Here is a 21,423-nt window from a genome sequence, read left to right on the forward strand (position 1 = left end):
GAGACGATCATGCCAGCTTCGTCCCCCAATCCCAGCATGCTAACCGATCAACTGCGCCAGGCCCTGCGGGAGGCACAGGATCAGGTGAACGCACTGGTGCTGGGCAAGGTGCCGGAAGTCAGGCTGGCCTTTGTCGCCCTGCTCTCCGGCGGCCACCTGCTCATCGAGGATCTGCCCGGACTGGGCAAGACCACACTGGCGCACGCGCTGGCCAGCAGCCTGGGCCTGGGCTTCCAGCGCGTGCAGTTCACCTCCGATCTGCTGCCGGCCGACGTGCTCGGCGTATCGGTGTACGAGGCCGGCAGTCGCCAGTTCCAGTTCCATCCCGGCCCGGTGTTCACCCATGTGCTGCTGGCCGACGAGATCAACCGCGCTCCGCCACGCACTCAGAGCGCCCTGCTGGAGGCCATGGCCGAACAGCAGGTCACGCTGGACGGACAGACCCATCCGCTGCCCGACCCGTTCTTCGTGATCGCCACCCAGAACCCGGTTGATCTGTCCGGCACGTTCCCGTTGCCGGACTCGCAGCTGGACCGTTTCCTGCTGCGCCTGGCGATGGGCTATCCCAGCGCACAGGCCGAACGCGAACTGCTGCGGGGTACCGATCGTCGCGACCTGATCGCGCGTGCGGTGCCGAAGCTGGATGACCGTCAGGTGCGTGCGCTGCGCGAGGCGGTCGGCCAGGTGCATGCCAGCGACGCGCTGATCGACTACGTGCAGGCACTGCTGACCCGCAGCCGCCAGCACGCCGGCGTGCGCGTGGGGCTGTCGCCGCGCGCCGGCCTGGCGCTGCTTCGCGCGGCCCGGGCGCACGCGCTGCTGCTCGGCCGCAACCACGTGGTCCCCGAGGATGTGCAGACCCTGTTCGTGGCGGTGGCCGGGCATCGGCTGGTTGCCGAGGCCGAATCCAGTTCGGGACCGGCCATGGCGCGGGCGATCCTGCAGACCGTCGCGGTGGATTGAACATGGCCTCGCGTTGGGCACGCCTCCAGCTGCTGGCCCGACCACGCAGTCCCGAAGCCCTGCCGCAGCGGCTGGACCGCCATCGCATCTATGTGCTGCCCACCCGCTTCGGCCTGTTCGTCGCCGGTGTGTTGGCAGCGATGCTGCTGGGCGCATTGAACTACAACAACAACCCGGCCCTGCTGCTGGCGCTGCTGTTGGCCGCTGCGGCCATCGCCAGCGCCATCGCCGCGCACCTGCAACTGTCCGGTGTGCAGGTCGATGCGATCGCCGCCGAACCGGTGCCGGCGGGCCAGCCGTTGCGCCTGCGGGTGGACCTGTCGCTGCGTGATCCGCGCGCACGGCATGGGCTGCATCTGCAACTGGGCGACAGCCAGGCCTGGGCATCGCTGCCGGCGCACGGCCGCTGCGAGGTGGAACTGGATGTGCCCAGCGAGCGACGCGGCTGGCTGGAACTGCCGCGCATCCGCCTGTCCACCACCCAGCCGCTGGGGCTGGTGCGGGCGTGGTCGTGGGTGTGGCCGGAACAACCGCTGCTGGTTCATCCGCTGGCCGAAGCGATGGCGCCGGCGCTACCCGAAAGTGGCAACGACCCGCTGCACACCCGCGCCCACGCCAGCGGTGAAGAACTGCACCAGCTGCGCGCCTACCGCACCGGCGATGCGCCGCGCAGCATTTCCTGGAAGCACTCGGCGCGGCGTGACAGCCTGCTGGTACGTGAGTATGAGAAGCCCATCGGCATCGACGTGGTGCTGGACTGGCACACGCTGGCGCCACTGGGCGGCGAAGCACGCATCGCGCGGTTGGCACGCTGGGTCGACAGTGCCGAGCGCGAAGGACGCCGCTACACGCTGCTGCTGCCGGCACATCCGCCCTTCGGGCCCGGCCAGGGCGCCAGCCACCATCAGCTGTGCCTGCGTGCACTGGCCCTGATGCCCCATGACTGACACCGCCATCGAACTTGATCGCGCCACACGCAACGCGACGCTGGCCAGTGCCGCGCTGGCCCTGTTGCCGCTGCTGCTGCAGCTGCCGCCGGTACTGGCGACGCTGATCGCCGTGGCCGCCCTGCTGACCGCCGCGCTGTCGTGGCGGCGCGTGCTGCCGATGCCGCTGCGCCTGCTGCTGGTGCTGGGCATGCTTGCGGCGATCGTGTGGCAGATGGGCCTGGTGCGACCCGGACGCGATACCGGCTGTGCGCTGCTGGCGGCGATGCTGGCCATCAAATCCAGTGAACTGCGCAGCCTGCGCGATGCCCGCAGCCTGCTCGGATTCGCCCTGTTCTCGCCCTTTGCCGCATTCCTGCTCGACCAGGGACCGCCGACGACCACCCTGGCCGCGCTGGCCGGGGTCAGCGCGCTGCTGGCACTGCAACGACTGGCACAGGATGAGGGCCACGCCGGCCGTCTGCCGCTGCGGGGCCAGCTGCGGGGCGTCGGCCGCCTGCTGGCGATCGGCCTGCCGCTGGCACTGGCCTGCTTCTGGCTGTTCCCGCGGCTGGCCACCCCGCTCTGGGGCGTGCCCGAGCGCGCGGTGGGTACGCCGGGGCTGTCCGACAGCATGGAGCCGGGCCAGTGGCTGGACCTGATGTCCGATGACACACCGGCACTGCGCGTGCAGTTCTTCGGCGCGACGCCGGAGCCGGCACAGCGTTACTGGCGTGGCCCGGTACTGACCGCCTTCGATGGCCGGCGCTGGACCCGGGACCGTGCCAGCGCGCGACGACCGGCGCCGCAGGTGGAGGCCGCGGCCAGCGGATGGGACTACCAGATCGACTACGAGCCCACCGACCGCCGCCAGCTGGTGGCGCTGGATCTGCCCAGCCAGGCACCGGCCGGCAGCCAGCTCGATGCCGACATGAGCCTGGGCAGCGAACGCCCGCTCACCTCGCTCAGCCGTTGGCGCCTGCACTCGGCGCCAGTGCAGCGCTTCGACGCCAGCCTGTCGCCCTATCTGCGCCGCGCCACCCTGCAGCTGCCTGCCGGCTTCAACCCGCGCACGGCGACCTTGGCCCGGCAGTGGCGGCAGCAGGCCGGTGCCGACGATGAAGCCCTCGTGCGCCGCGCACTGCAATGGATCAGCACCGACTTCTCCTACACGCTGGATACGCCGCCGGCCGGCCGCGACCCGGTGGACGAGTTCCTGTTCGATCAGAAGGCCGGCTTCTGTGAACACTTCAGCTCCTCTTTCGTGGTGCTGATGCGCAATGCCGGCATCCCCGCGCGCGTGGTGACCGGCTTTGCCGGCGGCACCCGCAACCCGATCGGCGACTACTGGGTGGTGCGACGGATGGACGCGCACGCCTGGGCCGAAGTGTGGCTGCCGCCGCGCGGCTGGGTGCGCATCGACCCGACCGCTGCGGTGGCGCCGGAGCGCATCCTCGATACGCTCGATGACCGCCTGCTGGCCGCCGCCGATACCCCGCTGCAGCAGCGCTGGCTGCAACTGGGCCAGGTGGGCGACTGGCTGCGCCGCGGCTGGAACGACCTGGTGCTGTCCTTCGACGCCCAGCGCCAGCAGCAGCTGCTCAAGCCGTTCGGCCTGGACGATCTGGCGCCTGCCCAGCTGCTGGCCGGCTTTGTGATCGCCGCGTTGATGGCGCTGGCCTGGATGGCCTGGCTGCTGGCCCGGGGCGAACGCGAGCGCGACCCGCTGCTGCGCGCCTGGCACCGCCTGGCCCGTCGCTACGCCCGCTTCGGGCTGGCCCGGGAGCCGCACGAAACCGCGCACGACTGGGCGCAGCGGGTGCATGCCGCGCGGCCCGATCCGGCCCTGCTCGCACTCAGCCAGCGTTTCGCTGACGCGCGTTACGCTGGAACTTGCACCGACCTCGCTTCATTATTGCGGGACCTGCGCAGGCATCGCCCGACTTCCGGAGCCTCCCCATGAACACCAAGTTCCTTCTCACCGCTGTGGCCACGCTGGCCCTGTCGGCCTGCGCCACGGCCCCCAAGCCGCTGCAGGGACAGTTCAGCCTGGTTTCCCCCCGCGACTCGGTCGCTACCCAGCAGGTCGGCACGCCGGTCCGGTGGGGTGGCCGCATCATTGAAACCAAGCCCGGCCAGGGCGAGACCTGCTTCCAGATGATCTCGCGCCCGCTCAACGCCAGTGGCCGCCCGAACACCACCTCCTCCGATGCCAGCGATGGCCGCTTCATTGCCTGCCGCGCCGGCTTCTACGATCCGGCCGTGTTCGAAGCCGGGCGTGATGTGACCTTCATCGGCAAGATCGATGGCTACCAGAACACCCGCATCGGCGAATACGACTACCGCCTGCCGAAGCTGTCGGCCGATGTGATCTACCTGTGGCCGGAACAGCGCCAGGTCGACGTGGTGCCCTATCCCTATGGGCCGTGGGGCCCGGGCCCGTATGGCCCGTACTGGGGCGGCTACGGCCGTTGGGGCTGGTGGTGATCGCCACGCGCCACGCTTGACGGAAAAGGCCGCCTTCGGGCGGCCTTTTTCATCCACGCATGGCGTGGATCTACTGGAGGGATGCCGGGCGCATCACCGCCCCGGCGCACCGAAATGCCCCAGCGGCGCACCGGCCAGCAGGTGCATGTGGATGTGGAACACGGTCTGCCCTGCGTCCTCGCGGCAGTTCATCACGATGCGGTAGCCGTCCTGCGCGAAGCCTTCGCGCCGTGCATATTCGGCCGCAGCCAGCGCCAGCTTGCCGATCAGGTGCGCCTGCGACGGCTGCAGGTCATCCAGGGTCGGGATGATCTCGTTCTTCGGAATGAACAACACATGCACCGGTGCCTGCGGCGCGATGTCCTTGAAGCCCAGCACCTCATCATCCTCATAGACGATGGTGGCCGGGATCTCGCGGCGGATGATCTTGCTGAAGAGGGTTTCGGTGCTCATGGTCGGCCTCGGCGGAGATGTCATCCGCATTGTAGGCCGCCCGCGCCGGGCAATGCCCGGCCTGCGCTCAATCGCGGAACTCGCTGCGCGTTCCGAACGCGTGCGACAGCGTGCCGCGGTCGACGTACTCCAGCTCACCGCCCAGTGGCAGCCCCTGGGCCAGGCGGCTGGGCTGCACCTTGCGCGCCCGTGCCACCTGCGCCAGGTAATGCGCCGTCGCCTCGCCTTCGACCGTGGCACTGGTGGCGATGATCAACTCCTGCACCTCGCCTTCGGCCAGGCGTTGCTCCAGCTGCTCCAGCCCCAGCTCGCGCGGCCCGACACCATCGAGCGGCGACAGCCTGCCCTGCAGCACGAAGTACACACCGCGAAAGCCGGTAGCGTTCTCGATGGCCAGCCGGTCAGCCGGTGATTCGACCACGCACAACTGGCTGCGCTCACGGCTGCTGTTGGCGCAGGTCGGGCACAGCTCGGTTTCGCTGAAGTCGCGGCACTGCGCGCAATGGCCAATGCGTTCCACCGCCAGCGCCAGCGTTTCGGCCAGGCGCTGTCCACCTTCGCGCTCACGTTCGAGCAGGTGGTAGGCCATGCGTTGGGCGGTCTTCTGGCCAACGCCAGGCAGCACCCGCAGCGCATCGATCAGTTGTTCAAGCAGGGGTGCGGACACAGCGGCATGCTTTGTAGAGTCGAGCTTGCTCGACTGAGGGGCTTGGTAGGGTCGAGCTCGCTCGACTGCTTCATGCATGCAGTCGAGCAAGCTCGACGCTACGAGGAAGGCAGTCAGGCAAGCTCGACGCTACCCGCTATCAGAACGGCAGCTTCATGCCCGGCGGCAGCTGCATGCCGGCGGTGGCCGAACCCATCTTCGACTTCGACTCGGCATCGATCTTGTTCGATGCGTCGTTGAAGGCAGCGGCGATCAGGTCTTCCAGCATTTCCGGATCGCTGGTCAGCGACGGATCGATGCGCACCTTGCGGCACTCCTTGGCGCCGGTCAGGGTCACACTGACCATGCCGCCACCGGCGCTGCCGGTCACTTCGATCTTGGCGATTTCTTCCTGGGCCTTCTGCAGGTTCTCCTGCATCTTCTGGGCCTGCTGCATCAGTTGGGCGATGTTTCCGCGCATGGTGTCTTACTCGTCAAAAGAACGGATGGAATCGGAAACGACCCGCGCACCGTGCTGTTGGATCAGCACCTGCACTTCCGGGTCGTCCATGAAAACAGCCTCTGCCAGCTGCTGCCGCTCGCCACGCTGGCGGTCGGCACGCTGGTGCAGGGTCTCGGCCGGAACGTGCTCGGTCTCCACGGTCTCGACCACGATCTTCGGCGCCTGGCCGAGCGCCTTGGCCAGCATCTCGCCCAGGGCGGTCAGCGCGCGCTCCGAACGCAGGTATTCAAATCCGGGCGAAAGGCCCAGTTTCAAGGTCCCGTGCTGGCAGCTGATGAACGCGGCGTTGGCGGCCAGCTGCCGCGACGGGCCGCTCAGGCCACTGTTGGCCACCAGATCCAGCCAGTCTTCAGCCGTGGCCAGCTCGCTGACACCCTCCTGCGCGGCGACCTCGAGCGTCGAAGCGGGCTCGGCGGGCGCGATGGCAATGCCTTCGGCGCGGAACGGACGCCCCGGCTCGGCTGGCGCGGGTTCAGCAGGCGCGACGGCCGGGGCCGGCGGCTCGTGCCAGGGCGCGACCATGGCCGCATCCGGGCCCGCCATCTCGGCCGCCAGCGCCGCATCACGGGCCTCGGCTTCGTCGGTGGCCCACGGCGGCAGATCATCGCCCGCCCCAGCGTCAGGGTTGGCCGTCGGCAGCGCAGCCTCCACCTTCAGCGGCGGCGGCGACACGGGCTCTTCGACCGGAACCGGCTCCGGCTCCGGCTCGGGTGTCGGCTCGGGTGTCGGCTCCGGTTGCGGGGCCGGCTCACGTTCGGGTTCAGGCTCACGCGGCGCAGCCTGTACCGGCGCGGGCGTCTGCGCTGCGGCCTGGGCGGACGAGGCGCCAGCGGCGGCCGGCGCCGCTTCGGGAGCAGCGGCGCCACCACCGGCAGCAGTGCCGCCCTGCACGCCACCGCCAGCAGCGTCGACCGACTTCGGCACCGGCGGCACCGCTGCGGCTGGACGGAACGCCAGCATGCGCAGCACGGCCATCTCAAAGCCTGCGCGCGGGCTCGGCGCCAGCGGCAGGTCACGACGGCCATTGAGCGCCATCTGGTACCAGAGCTGCACCACTTCCGGGCGCAGGCGCTCGGCGAATGCAGCCGCATCCAGACCTTCCGCAGTCGCGGCACCCGGCACCAGCTGCTGCACCTGGATGCGGTGCAGGCCTTCGGCCAGCGCGTCCAGCACGCCACTCCAATCCGGCGAGAACTCGGCCAACGCGGCCACCACCTGCAGCAGGCGCGGGCCATCGCCCTCGGCCAGCGCATCGAGCATGGCCGTCACCTGGGTGCGATCGACCGTGCCCAGCATGGTGCGTACCACGTCCTCGCGCAGCGCACCACCGGCGTAGGCGATGGCCTGATCGAGCAGCGACAGCCCATCACGCAGGCTGCCGTCGGCGGCCTTGGCCAGCTGCACGATGGCACTGCCGTCGGCCTCGATCTCCTCGGCGGCCAGGATGCGGGTCATCTGGCCCTGGATCTGGTCTTCGTCCAGGCGCTTGAGGTTGAACTGCAGACAGCGGCTGAGCACGGTGACCGGCAGCTTCTGCGGGTCGGTGGTAGCCAGCAGGAACTTCACATGCTCCGGCGGTTCTTCCAGCGTCTTCAGCAGCGCATTGAACGCCGCCTTGGACAGCATGTGCACTTCGTCGATCAGGTAGACCTTGTACTTGCCGCGCGAGGGCATGTACTGCGCGTTCTCGATCACCTCGCGTACGTCGTCCACACCGGTGTTCGACGCAGCGTCGATTTCCAGCAGGTCGATATAGCGGCCGGCGTCGATGTCCAGGCACGCCGCGCACTGGCCGCACGGGTCGGCGCTGGTGCCCTGTTCGCAGTTCAGCGACTTGGCGAAGATGCGCGCGATGGTGGTCTTGCCCACGCCGCGGGTGCCGGTGAACAGGAACGCATGGTGGACCCGGCCGCTGTCCAGCGCGTTGCTGAGCGCACGGACCACGTGTTCCTGGCCCACCAGCTCGGCAAAACGCTTCGGACGCCACTTGCGGGCAAGGACGAGATAGGACATCAGGCCACCGTTTTCCATCGGATGTTCCATTGTGCCATGCCTGTCCAGCCCTCTCGCTTTCAACGCCCCGGGATGTATCCCTGATCGGGGTGCTTGTGTCCTGCCGCGCCGCCCGCTAGAATCTGCGCCCCTGCTGAGGCGTTTGCCGATGGCAGGGATCCGGAGAGGTGTCCGAGTGGTTGAAGGAGCACGCCTGGAAAGTGTGTAAGCGTCTAAACCGCGCTTCGGGGGTTCGAATCCCCCTCTCTCCGCCAGATAACTGAAAAGGGCTGCCCGAAAGGGCAGCCCTTTTCAGTTATCTGGCGCGGGACGCGAAGTGCGCTGCGCGCGCTTCGCCCCAAACGTTGCTGCGCAACCTTTGGGCCCCTCCCTTTGCCTGCCTCTCCCCGCCCCTGTCGGGGCAGCCCCTCAACAGAGGGGCTTGTTCCTCCAGACCGATCCGTAGATCCACGCCATGCGTGGATGCTCTTCGCGCCCCCCTGCTTCCCCACATGCTCCTCAACCAAGCTGGCGCGGGACGCGAAGTGCGCTGCGCGCGCTTCGCCCCAAACGTTGCTGCGCAACCTTTGGGCCCCTCCCTTTGCCTGCCTCTCCCCGCCCCTGTCGGGGCAGCCCCTCAACAGAGGGGCTTGTTCCTCCAGACCGATCCGTAGATCCACGCCATGCGTGGATGCGCCTGGTCACTTTCCACACTCTCGCGGCCCCTCAAACAAAACTGAACGAACCCTGAAATTTCGCTATCGTAGGCGCCTTCAATCCGACGCGTCGCCCATCGCCCATGAGCTCGACTGACAGCGCGCACGCCGCATGCGAGAACTGCAACACCGCCCTGCAGGGTCACTACTGCCATCGCTGCGGGCAATCGGCGCACAACCCGCTCAAGCACGTGGGCCATGCCATCGAGGAGGTGTTCGAATCGTTCTGGCATCTGGATGGGCGCATCTTCCGCACGCTGCGCGATCTGTGGATACCCGGCCGCATCGCGCTGAACTACCTCAACGGCCGCCGGGTCGGCTATGTACAGCCGCTGCGCCTGTTCGTGATCCTCACGCTGTTCACCTTCTTCATCGGCAAGCTGTTCGTGCATGTCGACGATTTCGGCATCAGCAGCGGCGGTGGACACGACGCCCTGTTTGCCCGCGCCACGACCGTCGAACAGGTCGATGCGCTGCGCACAGAGCAGATCACCCTGCTCGAACGGCAGCAGGCCGACGCGGCCACGGCCGGCCCGGCCGCCTTCGCGATGGCCAGGGCAGCGCTGAATGCTGCGGCGGCCCAACGCCGCGCCGAGCTGACCGGCGGGCAGCAGGATGCCGGCAGCGAGGACAACGCCCCCGGCGGGGGTTCGTTCTTCAGCCACACCGTCAACGGCAAACCGTGGGACGCCGACCGCAATCCGATCGTCATTGCTGGTTGGCCACAGTTCGCCAACAAATGGCTCAACAAGCGCCTGCAGAACGGCAACGCCAACATCCAGCGCATGGGCGGCAAGACCGATCTGTACATGCAGGCGATCCTGACCGCGCTGCCCGGCGCGCTGTTCTTCCTGATGCCGGTCTTCGCACTGGTCCTGCGAGTGGCCTACATCCCACGTGCGATGGGCTATCTCGAGCACCTGGTGGTGGCGCTGTACAGCCACTGCTGGCTGATGATGGTGCTGCTGGCCACGTTCCTCATCGCCGGCCTGGGCACGGCTTTCGCCTCGCCAGCGTTCTCGGCGGTCAGCTCGTGGCTGTACGCGCTGCTGTGGCTGGCCGTTCCCATCTACCTGCTGTGGATGCAGCAATGCGTCTATGGCGGCAACAAGGTGCTGACCCTCGTGCGCTATCTCATCATCGGTGGAATCTACCTGTGCCTGGTGAGTTTCGTGGTGATGTACGCAACGCTGGCCGGCATTTCGGCGTAAGCGGGAACACGCAGGGCATCCAGGCAGTGAATCCACGCGTGGCGTGGATCTACCGCCGATCGTCTATCGTGGGCGCATGACACTCCGACTCTACCGGCACACGGATGCCAACGCCTGCCTGTCGATCTTCGAGGGCAACGTGCCCACGTATTTCGCGCCCGAAGAGCGCAGTGATTTCGAACGCTTCCTGCGTGAGCAGGCGATGGGCTGCGCGTTCCAGGTCATCGAGCGCGATGGCCGCATCGTGGCCTGCGGTGGGCTCTCGCGCCGCGACGATGGCAGTGCCGGCTTCTGCTGGGGCATGGTCGAACGCGCGCTGCACCGGCAGGGCATCGGCCGCGAACTGGCCCTGGCGCGCCTGCACCAGGCTGAAGCGGATCGGTTGATCACCCGCATCACGCTCAGCACCAGCCAGCACACCCAGGGGTTCTACGCCGGCCTCGGCTTCCAGGTGACGCGGGTGGTAGCCGATGGCCACGGCGCCGGGATCGACGCCGTGGAGATGGAGCGGAGGGTGTAGTCCTCCGCCCCGGCCCGGATCCACGCCGCGCGTGGATCCCCTGCTGCCCTACTCCCCTCAGAAGCCCACGCGCAGGTTGATCTGCCCGCCTACATCGCGGCGACCATCGCCGTGCTGGCCCTGCACGAACATCGACAGCTGGCTGTTGCGGCCCAGACCCACCGCCACGCCGACCTGGCTGACCAGCGCATTGCGTGCCATCACCGCGCTGTAGACATCGAAGGCATTGCCGCCGACCGCGAAGCGGTTGCGACTGGCCACGTCGGTATCACCCGACGCGTGCTGCCAGCCCAGGCCAACCGTCAGCTGCGCCGGGAAGCGCTCGCCGCTGCCCACATCCCAGCGGCCACGCACACCCACGGTGCTGACATTGAGCGTGTCCTTGCCGCCTTCCAGCACCAGCGCGGCAGTCCCGCCCTGCTCCACTGCGCGATCACTGTCGACCCAGTGCTTGGTGAACTGCACGTACGGCTGCAGCTGGGTCCGACCGTGGCTCCAGGTCCAGCTGCCTTCGACCTGGGCGATGGTCACGTCCGAATCCTGGCGGCTGTACAGGGTCTGCCCCAGCAGAGGCACTTCTCGCGTGGTGCGCGTACGGTAGTCACCGCGCGACACGCTGCCACCGACCGCGAAACCGTTGTTCCACTCGCCCTGCGCATACAGGCCGAAGGTGTTGCCACGCAGGCGGGCACGCGAGCTGCGATCGTACAGGCGCGTATCCAGGCGTTCATTGCCGGCTGCCGCACCCAGCACCACGTGCTCGCCGAGCTGCCAATCGACACCGGCCATCAGCGCATTGCGGTTGGCGCGGATCTCCTCCCCGTTGCCATCGCCATCCTGCTTGAACACCTTGCCGCTGCCGGCCAGCCAGGCCGAGGCGCGCTCGCCACGCACGGTCGGCAGTTCGCTGCCCAGGCGCTGGCGGATGCCTTCTTCAAGGTAGTTGTCGTACAGCAGCACCGCACGGCTGGCCGCATGTACTTCACCGGACAACTGGTCGAACGCGCTGCGCGCGGTGGCCGCGTCATAGATCAGCACGGTGTTGTACAGGCCCAACGCCGGACCACTCTGCGGCAGGCTGTCCAGCGCGGCCGCGGTGTTGTACTGGTTGCGGCTGTTGGCTACCGAAGTGAACGCTGCGGTCTGCGCCACGTCGATCTTCAGGTTGGCGGTGTTGGCCGTATATACCGGCGTGATGGTCAGGAACGCCGATGGCGAAGTCGCCGAAGCGAACTGCCCGCTCACCCCACCGGCCGCGTTGACCACCGTGTACTGCTGGCCCTGCTGGTAGCTGGTGCTGGGCGAAATGGTGTTCACCTGCACGGTGCTGCCGCCCACCGTCGCGCTGCCGCCGACCTGCACGGTATCGCTGCCGGTGGCGCCCAGATCGATGCCCAGCGTGCTGCCCGGCGACAAGGTCAGGTTGCCGCCCACGGTGATCGTACCGGTGCCGTTGCCGGCGCCACTGCCGTTGCCCGGCCCATTGCCCGGCGACAGCACGCCGCCGCTGGATACGGTCACGCCACCGCCGGTGCCACCGATGGTGCCGGTGCCGGACAGGGTGGTGCCGCTGCCGATGGTCCACTGGCCACCGATGGTGCCGGTGACATTCAGGCCGCCGCCGGTGACCTGGCCGGTGCCGCTGAAGCCGCCGCTGTTGCCGCCCAAGTTCAGCCCACCCGGGCCGGCCTGTACGATGCTGCCGCCGCCGCTGATGGTGCCGCCCAGCGTGGTGGTGCCACCGGTGTTGATGATCAGGCCACCGTTGTTGGTGATGTTGCCGGTGATCGCGCCGCTGGCGCCGCCCGTGCCGACCTGTACGGTGCCGCCGGCATTGATGGTGGTGCCGCCGGTGTACGTGTTGTTGCCGGTCAGCGTCAGCGTGCCACTGCCGGCCTGGGTCAGGCCGCCGCTGCCGCTGATGGTGCCGCCCACCGTGGTGTTGCCACCGACGTTGAACACCAGGCTGCCGTTGTTGCTGACATTGCCGGTGATGGCACCGCTGGCGCCACCGTTGCCGACCTGCAACGTGCCACCGGTGTTGATGGTGGTGCCACCGGTATAGGTATTGTTGCCGCCCAGGATCAGCGTGCCGCTGCCGGCCTGGGTCAGGCCACCGCTGCCGCTGATGGTGCCGCCGACGGTGGTGTTGCCACCGACGTTGAATACCAGGCTGCCGTTGTTGCTGACATTGCCGGTGATGGCACCGCTGGCGCCACCGTTGCCGACCTGCAGCGTGCCACCGGTGTTGATGGTGGTGCCGCCGGTGTAGGTGTTGTTGCCGGTCAGCGTCAGCGTGCCGCTGCCGGCCTGGGTCAGGCCGCCGCTGCCGCTGATGGTGCCGCCCAGCGTGGTGTTGCCGGCCACATTGGACACCAGCGCACCGTTGTTGGTGATGTCGCCGACGATCGAGCCGGTCGCGCCGCCATTGCCCAGCTGCAGCGTGCCGCCAGCGTTGATGGTGGTGCCACCGCTGTAGGTGTTGTTACCGGTCAGCAGCAGCGTGCCGCTACCGGCCTGGGTCAGGCCACCGCTGCCGCTGATGGTGCCGCCCAGCTGCGTATTGCCGGCCACGTTGGAGATCAGCGCACCATTGTTGGTGATGTCACCGGCAATCGAACCCGTGGCGCCGCCATTGCCCACCTGCAGCGTGCCACCGGCATTGATGGTGGTGCCACCGGTGTAGCTGTTGTTGCCGACCAGGGTCAGCACACCCGCGCCGGCCTGGGTCAGCGCGCCACTGCCACTGATCGCGCCACCGACGGTGGTGTTGCCGGCCACGTCGAACACCAGGCTGCCGTTGTTGGCGACATTGCCGGTGATGGCACCGGTCGCGCCACCGTTGCCGACCTGCAGCGTGCCACCGGCATTGATGGTGGTGCCACCGGTATAGGTGTTGTTGCCGGTCAGCAGCAGCGTGCCGCTGCCAGCCTGGGTCAGGCCACCGCTGCCGCTGATGGTGCCGCCCAGCGTGGTGTTGCCGGCCACGTTGGAGACCAGCGCGCCGTTGTTGGTGATGTCACCGACGATCGCACCACTGGCACCGCCATTGCCGACCTGCAACGTGCCACCGGCATTGATGGTGGTACCGCCGGTGTAGGTGTTGTTGCCGGTCAGCACCAGCGTGCCGCTGCCAGCCTGGGTGAGGCCGCCGCTGCCGCTGACCACGCCACCCACCGTTGCAGTGGTGCCCAGGTTGTAGACCAGGCTGCCGCTGTTGGTGATGTCGCCCAGCACCGAACCGGTGCTGCCACCATTGCCGATCTGCAGCGTGCTGCCGCCATTGACGGTGGTACCCCCGGTGTAGGTGTTGTCGCCACTGAGGGTCAGCGTGCCGGTACCGCCCTGCACCAGGCCACCGGTACCGCTGAGCACGCCGGCGAAGGTGGTGCTGGCGTTGCTGCCGCCAGTGGTCAGCGTGGCACCGCCCAGCGCCACTGCGCTGCCGGCAACACCGGCCAGGCCGCCGATGCTCTGATTGCCACCGGCACTGATGTCCAGGGTGCCGGTGCCGGCCAGGTTCACCGTGCTGGCGCCGGACAGGCTGCCGCCCGCGCCCACCGCCAGCGTGCCGCTGTTGAGGGTGGTGATGCCGGTATAGCTGCTGGCGCCGGTCAGGGTCAGGGTGGCCGGGCCATCCTTGATCAAGCCGCCTGCGCCGGAAATCGCGCCACCCAGGGTCAGATCGTTGCTGCCGAGCACGTCCAGGTTGGCGCCGGCGCCCAGGGCGACATCGTTGGCCAGGGTCACCGCCGCGTTGGCATCGAGCGTGCCGTTGCCGGCGACGGTGAGCGCACCACTGCCCAGTGCCGCGTTGTTGCCGACCACCAGGCCACCGGCATTGAGGGTGACCCCGCCAGTGAAGGTGTTCGCACCGCCCAGCGTCTGCACGCCCGCGCCGTCCTTGATCAACGCGCCGGTGCCACCGATCACACCGTTGAACGCGGTGTTGCCGACGCCGCCGAGGGTGAGCGTGTTGCCGCCCAGCGACACAGCCGAGCCCGTCACGCCCGCCAGCGAACCGATGCTCTGGTTGCCGCCTGCGGAGATATCAAACGCGGTGCCGGCATTGGCCAGAGTGACCGCACCGCTCGCCGCCAGGCTGCCGCCGGCGCCGATCGCCAGCGTGCCGGCGTTGATGGTGGTGCCGCCGGTGAAGGTGTTGGTGCCGGTCAGGGTCTGGGTACCGGTGCCTTCCTTGATCAGCCCACCGGTGCCCGCCACCGAACCGGCGAAGGTGCCGTTGGTGGCATCACCAATGGTCAGCGTGTTCGCGCCCAGGTTCACCGTACCGTCGCCGATCAGCGTGCCGAACTGCTGCGTACCGGCGCCGGCCGACAGATCGAAGGTGGCGCCGCTGGCCAGGTTGACGATGCCGTTGGCATGCAGGCTGGCCCCTGCCCCCAGCGCCAGCGTGCCGGCATTGATGAACGTGCCGCCGGTATAGGTGTTGGCGCCATTCAAGGTCAGCGTGGCCAGGCCGTTCTTGGTCAGCGAACCGGTGCCGCTGAGGCTGCCGTTGAGGGTCAGGTCGTTGCTGCCCAGCACGGTCAGGCCGGCATTGAGAACGAAGTTGTTGCCCAGGGTGATCGCGCTGTTGGAATCGAGCGTGGCATTGCCACCCACGGTCACCGTGCCGGTACCCAGCGCGGCGTTGTTGCCCACCACCAGGCCACCGGCGTTGAGGCTGACGCCTCCACCGAAGGTATTGGCGCCGGTCAGTGTCTGCACGCCGGCACCGTTCTTGATCAATCCGCCGCTGCCGCTGATCACGCCGTTGTAGGTGCTGTCGGCCACGCCGCCCAGGGTCAGCGAGTTGCCGCCCAGCGCCACGCTGCTGCCGGCCACACCGGCCAGCGAACCGATGCTCTGGTTGCCACCGCCGGAGATATCCAGTGTGCCGGCACCGGCAAGATTCACCGCGCCGGCGGAGGCCAGGCTGCCGCCGGCCCCGATGGCCAGCGTGCCGCTGTTGATGGTGGTACCGCCGGTGTAGGTATTGGCGCCGGTCAGGGTCACCGTCGCCGCACCACTCTTGACCAGGCCACCGCCACCGCTGATGACACCCCCCAGCGTGAGCGCATTGCTGCCGAGCAGGTTGAGGTTGGCACCGGCGGTGAGGTCGATGGCATTGCCAAGGGTCACCGCCAGGCTGCTGTCCAGCGACGCATCGGCACCGACGTTCAACGCACCGCTGCCCAGTGCCGCGTTGTTGCCGACCACCAGCCCGCCACCGTTCAATGCCACGCCGCCGCTGAACAGATTGGCGCCGCCGAGGGTGAGAATGCCCGCGCCGTTCTTGACCAACCCGCCGGTACCGGCAATCGCGCCATCGAAGGTGCTGCTGCTGACGCCACCCAGGATCAGGGTGTTGGCGCCCAGGCTGACCGTCGAGCCGGCCACGCCGGACAGCGAACCGATGGTCTGGTTGGCGCCGGAGGCCGAGATGTCGAAGCCCGCACCCGGCGCCGCCACGTTCACTGCACCGGTCGCCGCCAGGCTGCCACCGGCACCGATCGCCAGCGTGCCGGCGTTGATGGTGGTGCCGCCGGTGTAGGTGTTGATGCCGGTCAGTGTTTCGATACCGCTGCCGACCTTGGTCAGGCCACCGGTGCCGGCGATCGAACCGCTGAAGGTGCCGTTGGCGGCACCGCCCACTTCGATGTTGTTGGCCCCCAGGTTGACCGTGCCGTTGCCCACCAGCGTGCCGAACACCTGCGTGCCGTTGCCGGCCGACAGGTCCAGCGTGGCGCCGGTGGCGAGATTGACGGTTCCACTTGCGGCCAGGCTTGCGCCGGCGCCGAGCGCCAGCGTACCGGCATTGATGTTGGTACCGCCGGTGTAGGTGTTGATGCCGTTCAAGGTCAGCGTTGCAAGGCCGTTCTTGGTCAGGCTGCCGGTCCCGGAGAGCACTCCGTTGAGGGTGAGTGCGTTGGTGCCCAGCACGGTCAGCCCGGCATTGAGCACAACGTTGTTGGCCAGCGTCGCCAGCGCGGTGGTATCCAGTGTGGCCGCGCCACCGACGGTAAGTGCGCCGGTCCCCAGCGCCACGTCATTGCCCAGCACCAGGCCGCCGGCATTGAGCGTCACGCCGCCGCCGAAGGTGTTGGCGCCGGACAGGGTCTGCACACCCGCCCCCACCTTCACCAACCCGCCGCCACCACTGATCAGTCCATCAAACGCGCCGTTGCCAGCGCTGCCGAAGGTCAGCGAATTGCCGCCCAGGGCCAGCGAAGTTCCCGCCACGCCGTTGAGCGCACCGATGGTCTGGCTGCTGCCTGCGCCGGAGATGTCGAAGGTCGCCCCTGCAGCGCCCAGCGTGACATCACCTGCCGCCGCCAGGCTGCCGCCCGCGCCCAACGCAAGCGTGCCGGCATTGACGGTGGTGCCACCGGTATAGGTGTTGGCGCCGGACAGTGTCAGCGTCGCACCACCATTCTTGATCAGGCTGCCATTGCCGGCCACGATGCCGCCAAGGGTCAGCGCGTTGCTGCCCGGCAGCGTCAGTGCCACGCCCGATCCCAGGTTCACGGAGTTGCCCAGCGTCACCGCAGCGCCGGCATCCAGCGTGGTGCTACCGGACACATTCAACGCACCGGTGCCCAGCGCGCCGCTGGCGCCAACCACCAGGCCGCCACCATTCAAGGTCAGGCCGCCGCCAAAGGTGTTGCTGTTGTTGAGCGTCAGCAGACCAGCGCCGTTCTTGACCAGGCTGCCGTTGCCGCTCAGCACGCCGCCCAGGGTGACGTCATTGCTGCCGCCCAGGGTCAGCTGCGTGCCGGCACCGAAGTTCACCGCGTTGGCAAGGTTCAGCGCCACCGTGTTGTCGAGGCTGACGGTACCACCCACACCGAGCGCGCCGGTCCCCAGCGCATCGGCGTTGCCCAGCACCAGCCCGCCGCCATTGAGCGCCAGGCCACCGCTGAACGTGTTGGCACCGGACAGCGTCTGGATGCCGGTACCGGTCTTGACCAGGCCGCCGGTGCCACTGACCACGCCATCAAAGGTGGCGTTGGCATTGCTGCCGAAGGTCAGCGAATTGCCGCCCAGCGTCAGCGCGGTTCCGGCCACGCCGTTCAACGCAGCGACGGTCTGGTTGCCGCCGGCCGCGGAAATGTCGAAGCCCGCTCCGGCATTGCCGAGCGTCACATCGCCGCCCGCCGCCAGGCTGCCACCGGCACCCAGCGCCAGCGTGCCGTTGTTGATGGTGGTGCCGCCGGCATAGAGGTTGGCACCGCTCAGGGTCAACCGTGCCGCGCCGTCCTTGATCAATCCACCGGCGCCGAACACCGGCCCACCCAGCGTCAGGTCGTTGCTGCCCAGCACGGTGAGATTGGCACCTGCGGCCAGGCCGACGCTGTTGCCCAGGTTCAGTGCGGCGCTGGCATCCAGCGACGCATTGCCACCCACATCCAATGCGCCCGTGCCGAGTGCGCCGGCATTGCCCAGCCGCAGCACACCGGCATTGAGGCCGACACCACCGGAGAAGGTGTTGGGGCCATTCAAGGTCAGCGTCGAAGCGCCGTTCTTGACCAGTTCGCCGGTTCCGGCGATGACACCGCCCAGCGTCACGTCCTGGCTGCCCAGCAGGTCCAGCACCGCGCCGCCTGTCAGGTTCACGCCATTGCCCAGCGTGAGCGCGACGCTGCTGTCCAGGGTCGTGTTCCCCGCCACATTCAATGCCCCCGTGCCCAGCGCGCCGGCATTGCCCAGCAGCAGGCCACCGGCATTGAGCGACAGGCCGCCGCTGAAGGTATTGGCTCCATTGAGCGTGAGCGTGCTGGCACCGTTCTTGACCAGCGCGCCGGTGCCGGAGACCACGCCGCCAAGGGTGGTTGCCTGATTGCCCGGCAGTGTCAGCGAAGCGCCGCCGCCCAGGGCGATGTTGTTGGCCAGGTTGAGCGCGGTCAGGCCATCAAGCGTGGCCGCACCATTGACGTTCAGTGCGCCGCTGCCCAGCGAGGTGCTGTTGCCGAGCAGCAGGCTGCCGGCATTGAGCGTCAGCCCGCCGCTGAAGGTATTGGTACCGGTCAGGGTCAGTACCGAAGCGCCGTTCTTGACCAGGCTGCCGGTCCCGGCCACCACACCGCCCAGGGTCAGGTTCTGTGCGCCCGGCAGGGTCAGCGAACCGGTCAGGTTCACCGCATTGCCCAGGTTCAGCGCGGCGGTGCCGTCCAGCGTGCCGTTGCCGCTGACCGTCAACGCGCCGCTGCCGAGGGCACCGTTGTTGCCCAGCACCAGCCCACCGGCAGCCAGGTTCAGGCCACCACTGAAGGTGTTGGCTCCACTCAGTGTCTGCGTGCCGGCGCCCTGCTTGACCAGGCCGCCGGTACCGGTAATCACGCCTGCCAGGGTCTGGTTGGTGGCGTCGCCGAAGGTCAGCGTCGTGGCGCCGAGCGCCAGCGTGCTGCCGGCCACGCCACTGAGTGCGCCCACGGTCTGGTTGCCGCCGGCGGACAGATCCAGCACCGCGCCGACGCCACCGAGGGTGACAGCGCCGGTTGCGGCCAGGCTGCCACCGGCACCGATCGCCACCGTGCCCGCATTGATGGCGGTGCCGCCGGTGTAGGTGTTGGCACCGCCCAGGGTCAGTGTTGCGGCGCCATTCTTCACCAGGCTGCCGCTGCCGCCGATGACACCGCCCAGCGTCAGTGCATTGCCGCCGAGCACATTGAGCGACGCACCGCCGCCCAGGTTGATGCCATTGCCCACGCTCAGCGCCGAACTGGCATCCAGCGTCACCGCGCCACCGACATTCAGTGCACCGGTGCCCAGCGCGCCGGCATTACCCAGCACCAGGCTGCCGGCATTGAACGCCAGCCCGCCACCGAACGTATTGGCACCATTGAGCGTCAGCGTTGCCGCGCCATTCTTGGTCAGCCCACCCACGCCACCGATCACACCGTTGAGCGTCAGCGCCTGGTTGCCCAGCAGGTTCAGCGTTCCGCCAGCGCCCAACGTGATCGCATTGGTCAGGGACAGCGCGGTGGTGCCATCCAGGCTCACGTTGCCCCCCACACTGAGCGCGCCGCTGCCGAGTGCAGCGTTGTTGCCCAGCAGCAGGCCACCGGCGTTGAGCGCAACACCGCCGCTGAGATTGTTGACACCCGACAGCGTCTGCACGCCGGTCCCCAGCTTGATCAGACCACCCGTGCCGGCACCGAACGTGCCGCTGTAGCTGGTGTTGCCCAGCCCGCCCAAGGTCAGCGTGTGGCTGCCCAGATTGACCGCGCCGCCGAGGCCGGCCAGCGAGCCGATGGTCTGGTTGGCCGCTGCCGTCAGGTCCAGCGTGGTGCCAACGCCCAGCGTCATCGCACCGGTGGGTGACAGGCTGCCGCCCGCGCCGAGCGCGAGCGAGCCCCCGGCAAGGCTGAAGTTGCCGGTCAGCGAATTGGCACCGTTCAAGGTGAGAGTGCCGGCACCGTTCTTGACCAGGTTGCCGGCACCGGAAATCGAGCCGTTCAATGACAACGGATTGCTGCCCAGCAGGTTCAGCGAACCGCTGCCGCTGATCACCAGGTTGTTGCCCAGCACGAAGCCGGCGCTGGTATCGAGCGAGGCGGCGCCACCGACGGTCAGGTTGCCGCTGCCCAGCGCACCGGCATTGCCCAGCAGCAGGCCGCCGGCATTGAGGTTGACGCCGCCGCCAAACAGGTTTGCAGCGCCCAGCGTCACCACCCCCGTGTTGCTGACGGTCAGGCCACCGCCACCGGACAGCACGCCATTCAACGCGAAGCCCTGCGTGCCGCCCAGGGTCAACGCGTTGTTGAGGGTGAAATTGTTGCCCAGCGCCAGGCCTGCGCCGCTGGCAGCGATGGTGCCGCCGTTGACGGTGAACAGACCGGAGCCGAAAGAAGTGCTGCTGTTGAAGTTGACCAGACCGCCGCCGAGGGTGATCGCGCCGGTTCCCGACCAGGGTCCCTGCAGGTTCCAGGTGCCGCTGTTGACCATCAGCCTCTGGAACCCGACGTAGTTGCTCCAGCCGATGCTGGTGGCCGGTCCGTTGTTGCCGGCATTGTCCTGCAGCACCAGCGTGTTGTTGGCCGCACCGGTACCGGCGCCGGCGTCGACGAATCCGGCGGCCGCCACCTTGACGCCGGCCACGCCCACCAGCGTGCCCGCTGCAGCCAGGCCACCGCCCGCAGCGACACTGGAGCCAGCCACGGCCGTGAAGGTATTGCCCCCGGTGGAATCACCCAGATGCACGCTGCCGCTGACCGTGCCCGCATTGGTGAAGGTATTTCCGGCCGAAGCACCCAGGCCGACACGGCCGGTGATGCTGCCGCGGTTGGTCACGTTGGCCTGTGCTCCGCCGTAGGTCACCACCGAGGTTGCATCGGCCACCTGGCCCAAGCCCAGCAGCGACATTCCGATCGAACCATCGTTGACCAGGGTGGTCGTGCCACCGGCAGCATTCTGCGCGGTCACCGCCTGACCGCCGAAGCCGAGCAGGGTACCGATATTGAAGATGCCCTTGATCTGGCCACCGGTCTCGTTGTTGACCGTGATCGTGCTGCCACCGGCGGTGTTGTTGCCGACCACCAGGCCGGCAGCGGCCAGGCTCAGCCCACCGGTCAGGGACGGATCGATCGTGCCGGCATTGTTGACCGTGGTGTTGCTGCCGGTCAGCGTCACCGCATTGCCGCCCAGCAGCGGCGGCACGCTGAACACTGCACCGCTGGCAATGTTCAGGGTCAGCCCGCTGGTGCCATTGGCGTAGTTGTTGAGGTTGGTTGCGCCATCGCAATTGACCGTAGTGGTTCCCGTGCACGCAGCGAACGCCGAACCACTGGCCAGCGTGGCGGCCAACGCCACCGCCAGCTGATGCGCCCGCAGGCGCGGTGGCCTCCCGGTGGAAACTGCGCTTCCACCCGGATTCTGGGCAACCTCCGATGCAACCTGCATTACGCCGAGGGCGCGATTGAAAACCAGACGGTAAATGCGGTTCATCGGTAAATCTCCATGAAGAGACCGGATGGCACTGCG

11 protein-coding genes and 1 tRNA gene are annotated in these 21,423 nt (G+C 68.2%); 7 read left to right on the forward strand and 5 right to left on the reverse strand.

The window, feature by feature from the left end; translation table 11 throughout:
- The first annotated feature begins 9 nt into the window (after positions 1–9).
- The 4 genes from LZ605_RS11140 to LZ605_RS11155 are packed head-to-tail and all read left to right on the forward strand — an operon-like array spanning position 10 to position 4,376.
- Positions 10–963 carry an AAA family ATPase gene (locus LZ605_RS11140; protein ID WP_249844863.1) on the forward strand — a complete coding sequence of 318 codons (954 nt, stop codon included), beginning with the start codon at positions 10–12 and terminating at the stop codon, positions 961–963.
- Positions 964–965: 2 nt separating this feature from the next.
- Positions 966–1,910, forward strand: coding sequence for a DUF58 domain-containing protein (locus LZ605_RS11145; RefSeq protein WP_249844864.1), 945 nt, complete (start codon positions 966–968; stop codon positions 1,908–1,910).
- Positions 1,903–3,852: a transglutaminase TgpA family protein gene (locus LZ605_RS11150; protein WP_249844865.1), complete on the forward strand. Its 1,950-nt coding sequence runs from the start codon at positions 1,903–1,905 to the stop codon at positions 3,850–3,852. Before LZ605_RS11145 ends, LZ605_RS11150 begins: the two co-directional genes overlap by 8 nt.
- A complete protein-coding gene (locus LZ605_RS11155) occupies positions 3,849–4,376 on the forward strand; it encodes a Slp family lipoprotein (protein ID WP_014036182.1) in 528 nt (175 codons plus the stop codon). The genes LZ605_RS11150 and LZ605_RS11155 overlap by 4 nt, the downstream gene beginning before the upstream one ends.
- A gap of 93 nt (positions 4,377–4,469) precedes the next feature.
- On the opposite strand, the gene LZ605_RS11160 is transcribed toward LZ605_RS11155, so the two are convergent.
- The 4 genes from LZ605_RS11160 to dnaX all read right to left on the reverse strand — a co-directional run bounded on the left by LZ605_RS11160 (position 4,470) and on the right by dnaX (position 8,029).
- Entirely contained in the window at positions 4,470–4,829 is a 360-nt protein-coding gene (locus tag LZ605_RS11160; protein ID WP_249844866.1) for a histidine triad nucleotide-binding protein, read from the reverse strand.
- A gap of 67 nt (positions 4,830–4,896) precedes the next feature.
- Positions 4,897–5,496: a recombination mediator RecR gene (recR, locus tag LZ605_RS11165; protein ID WP_249844867.1), complete on the reverse strand. Its 600-nt coding sequence runs from the start codon at positions 5,494–5,496 to the stop codon at positions 4,897–4,899.
- A gap of 139 nt (positions 5,497–5,635) precedes the next feature.
- Positions 5,636–5,956 (reverse strand): YbaB/EbfC family nucleoid-associated protein, encoded by a 321-nt coding sequence (locus LZ605_RS11170; protein WP_005408298.1) that lies wholly within the window; start codon positions 5,954–5,956, stop codon positions 5,636–5,638.
- A 6-nt stretch (positions 5,957–5,962) separates the two neighbouring features.
- Positions 5,963–8,029 (reverse strand): DNA polymerase III subunit gamma/tau, encoded by a 2,067-nt coding sequence (gene dnaX / locus LZ605_RS11175; RefSeq protein WP_249844868.1) that lies wholly within the window; start codon positions 8,027–8,029, stop codon positions 5,963–5,965.
- Positions 8,030–8,172: 143 nt separating this feature from the next.
- Between dnaX and LZ605_RS11180 the strand changes: the two genes are divergently transcribed.
- The 3 genes from LZ605_RS11180 to LZ605_RS11190 all read left to right on the forward strand — a co-directional run bounded on the left by LZ605_RS11180 (position 8,173) and on the right by LZ605_RS11190 (position 10,437).
- Positions 8,173–8,265, forward strand: a tRNA-Ser gene (locus tag LZ605_RS11180).
- Positions 8,266–8,789: 524 nt separating this feature from the next.
- Positions 8,790–9,917 carry a DUF3667 domain-containing protein gene (locus LZ605_RS11185; RefSeq protein WP_249844869.1) on the forward strand — a complete coding sequence of 376 codons (1,128 nt, stop codon included), beginning with the start codon at positions 8,790–8,792 and terminating at the stop codon, positions 9,915–9,917.
- A gap of 76 nt (positions 9,918–9,993) precedes the next feature.
- On the forward strand, positions 9,994–10,437 hold the full coding sequence (locus tag LZ605_RS11190; protein ID WP_249844870.1) for a GNAT family N-acetyltransferase: 444 nt from the start codon (positions 9,994–9,996) through the stop codon (positions 10,435–10,437).
- 57 nt (positions 10,438–10,494) lie between these two features.
- Here LZ605_RS11190 and LZ605_RS11195 read toward each other — a convergent pair whose 3' ends face one another.
- Entirely contained in the window at positions 10,495–21,387 is a 10,893-nt protein-coding gene (locus LZ605_RS11195; RefSeq protein WP_249844871.1) for an autotransporter-associated beta strand repeat-containing protein, read from the reverse strand.
- Positions 21,388–21,423: the final 36 nt, after the last annotated feature.

Source organism: Stenotrophomonas maltophilia, assembly GCF_023518235.1.
Lineage (GTDB): Bacteria > Pseudomonadota > Gammaproteobacteria > Xanthomonadales > Xanthomonadaceae > Stenotrophomonas.

Excerpts from the sequence above, each read along its gene's own strand:
- dnaX (WP_249844868.1), bottom strand. The coding sequence starts at position 8,029 with ATGGAAAACGGTGGCCTGATGTCCTATCTCGTCCTTGCCCGCAAGTGG.
- LZ605_RS11140 (WP_249844863.1), top strand. The coding sequence starts at position 10 with ATGCCAGCTTCGTCCCCCAATCCCAGCATGCTAACCGATCAACTGCGC.
- LZ605_RS11150 (WP_249844865.1), top strand. The coding sequence starts at position 1,903 with ATGACTGACACCGCCATCGAACTTGATCGCGCCACACGCAACGCGACG.
- LZ605_RS11190 (WP_249844870.1), top strand. The coding sequence starts at position 9,994 with ATGACACTCCGACTCTACCGGCACACGGATGCCAACGCCTGCCTGTCG.
- LZ605_RS11160 (WP_249844866.1), bottom strand. The coding sequence starts at position 4,829 with ATGAGCACCGAAACCCTCTTCAGCAAGATCATCCGCCGCGAGATCCCG.
- LZ605_RS11185 (WP_249844869.1), top strand. The coding sequence starts at position 8,790 with ATGAGCTCGACTGACAGCGCGCACGCCGCATGCGAGAACTGCAACACC.
- LZ605_RS11155 (WP_014036182.1), top strand. The coding sequence starts at position 3,849 with ATGAACACCAAGTTCCTTCTCACCGCTGTGGCCACGCTGGCCCTGTCG.
- LZ605_RS11145 (WP_249844864.1), top strand. The coding sequence starts at position 966 with ATGGCCTCGCGTTGGGCACGCCTCCAGCTGCTGGCCCGACCACGCAGT.
- LZ605_RS11195 (WP_249844871.1), bottom strand. The coding sequence starts at position 21,387 with ATGAACCGCATTTACCGTCTGGTTTTCAATCGCGCCCTCGGCGTAATG.
- LZ605_RS11170 (WP_005408298.1), bottom strand. The coding sequence starts at position 5,956 with ATGCGCGGAAACATCGCCCAACTGATGCAGCAGGCCCAGAAGATGCAG.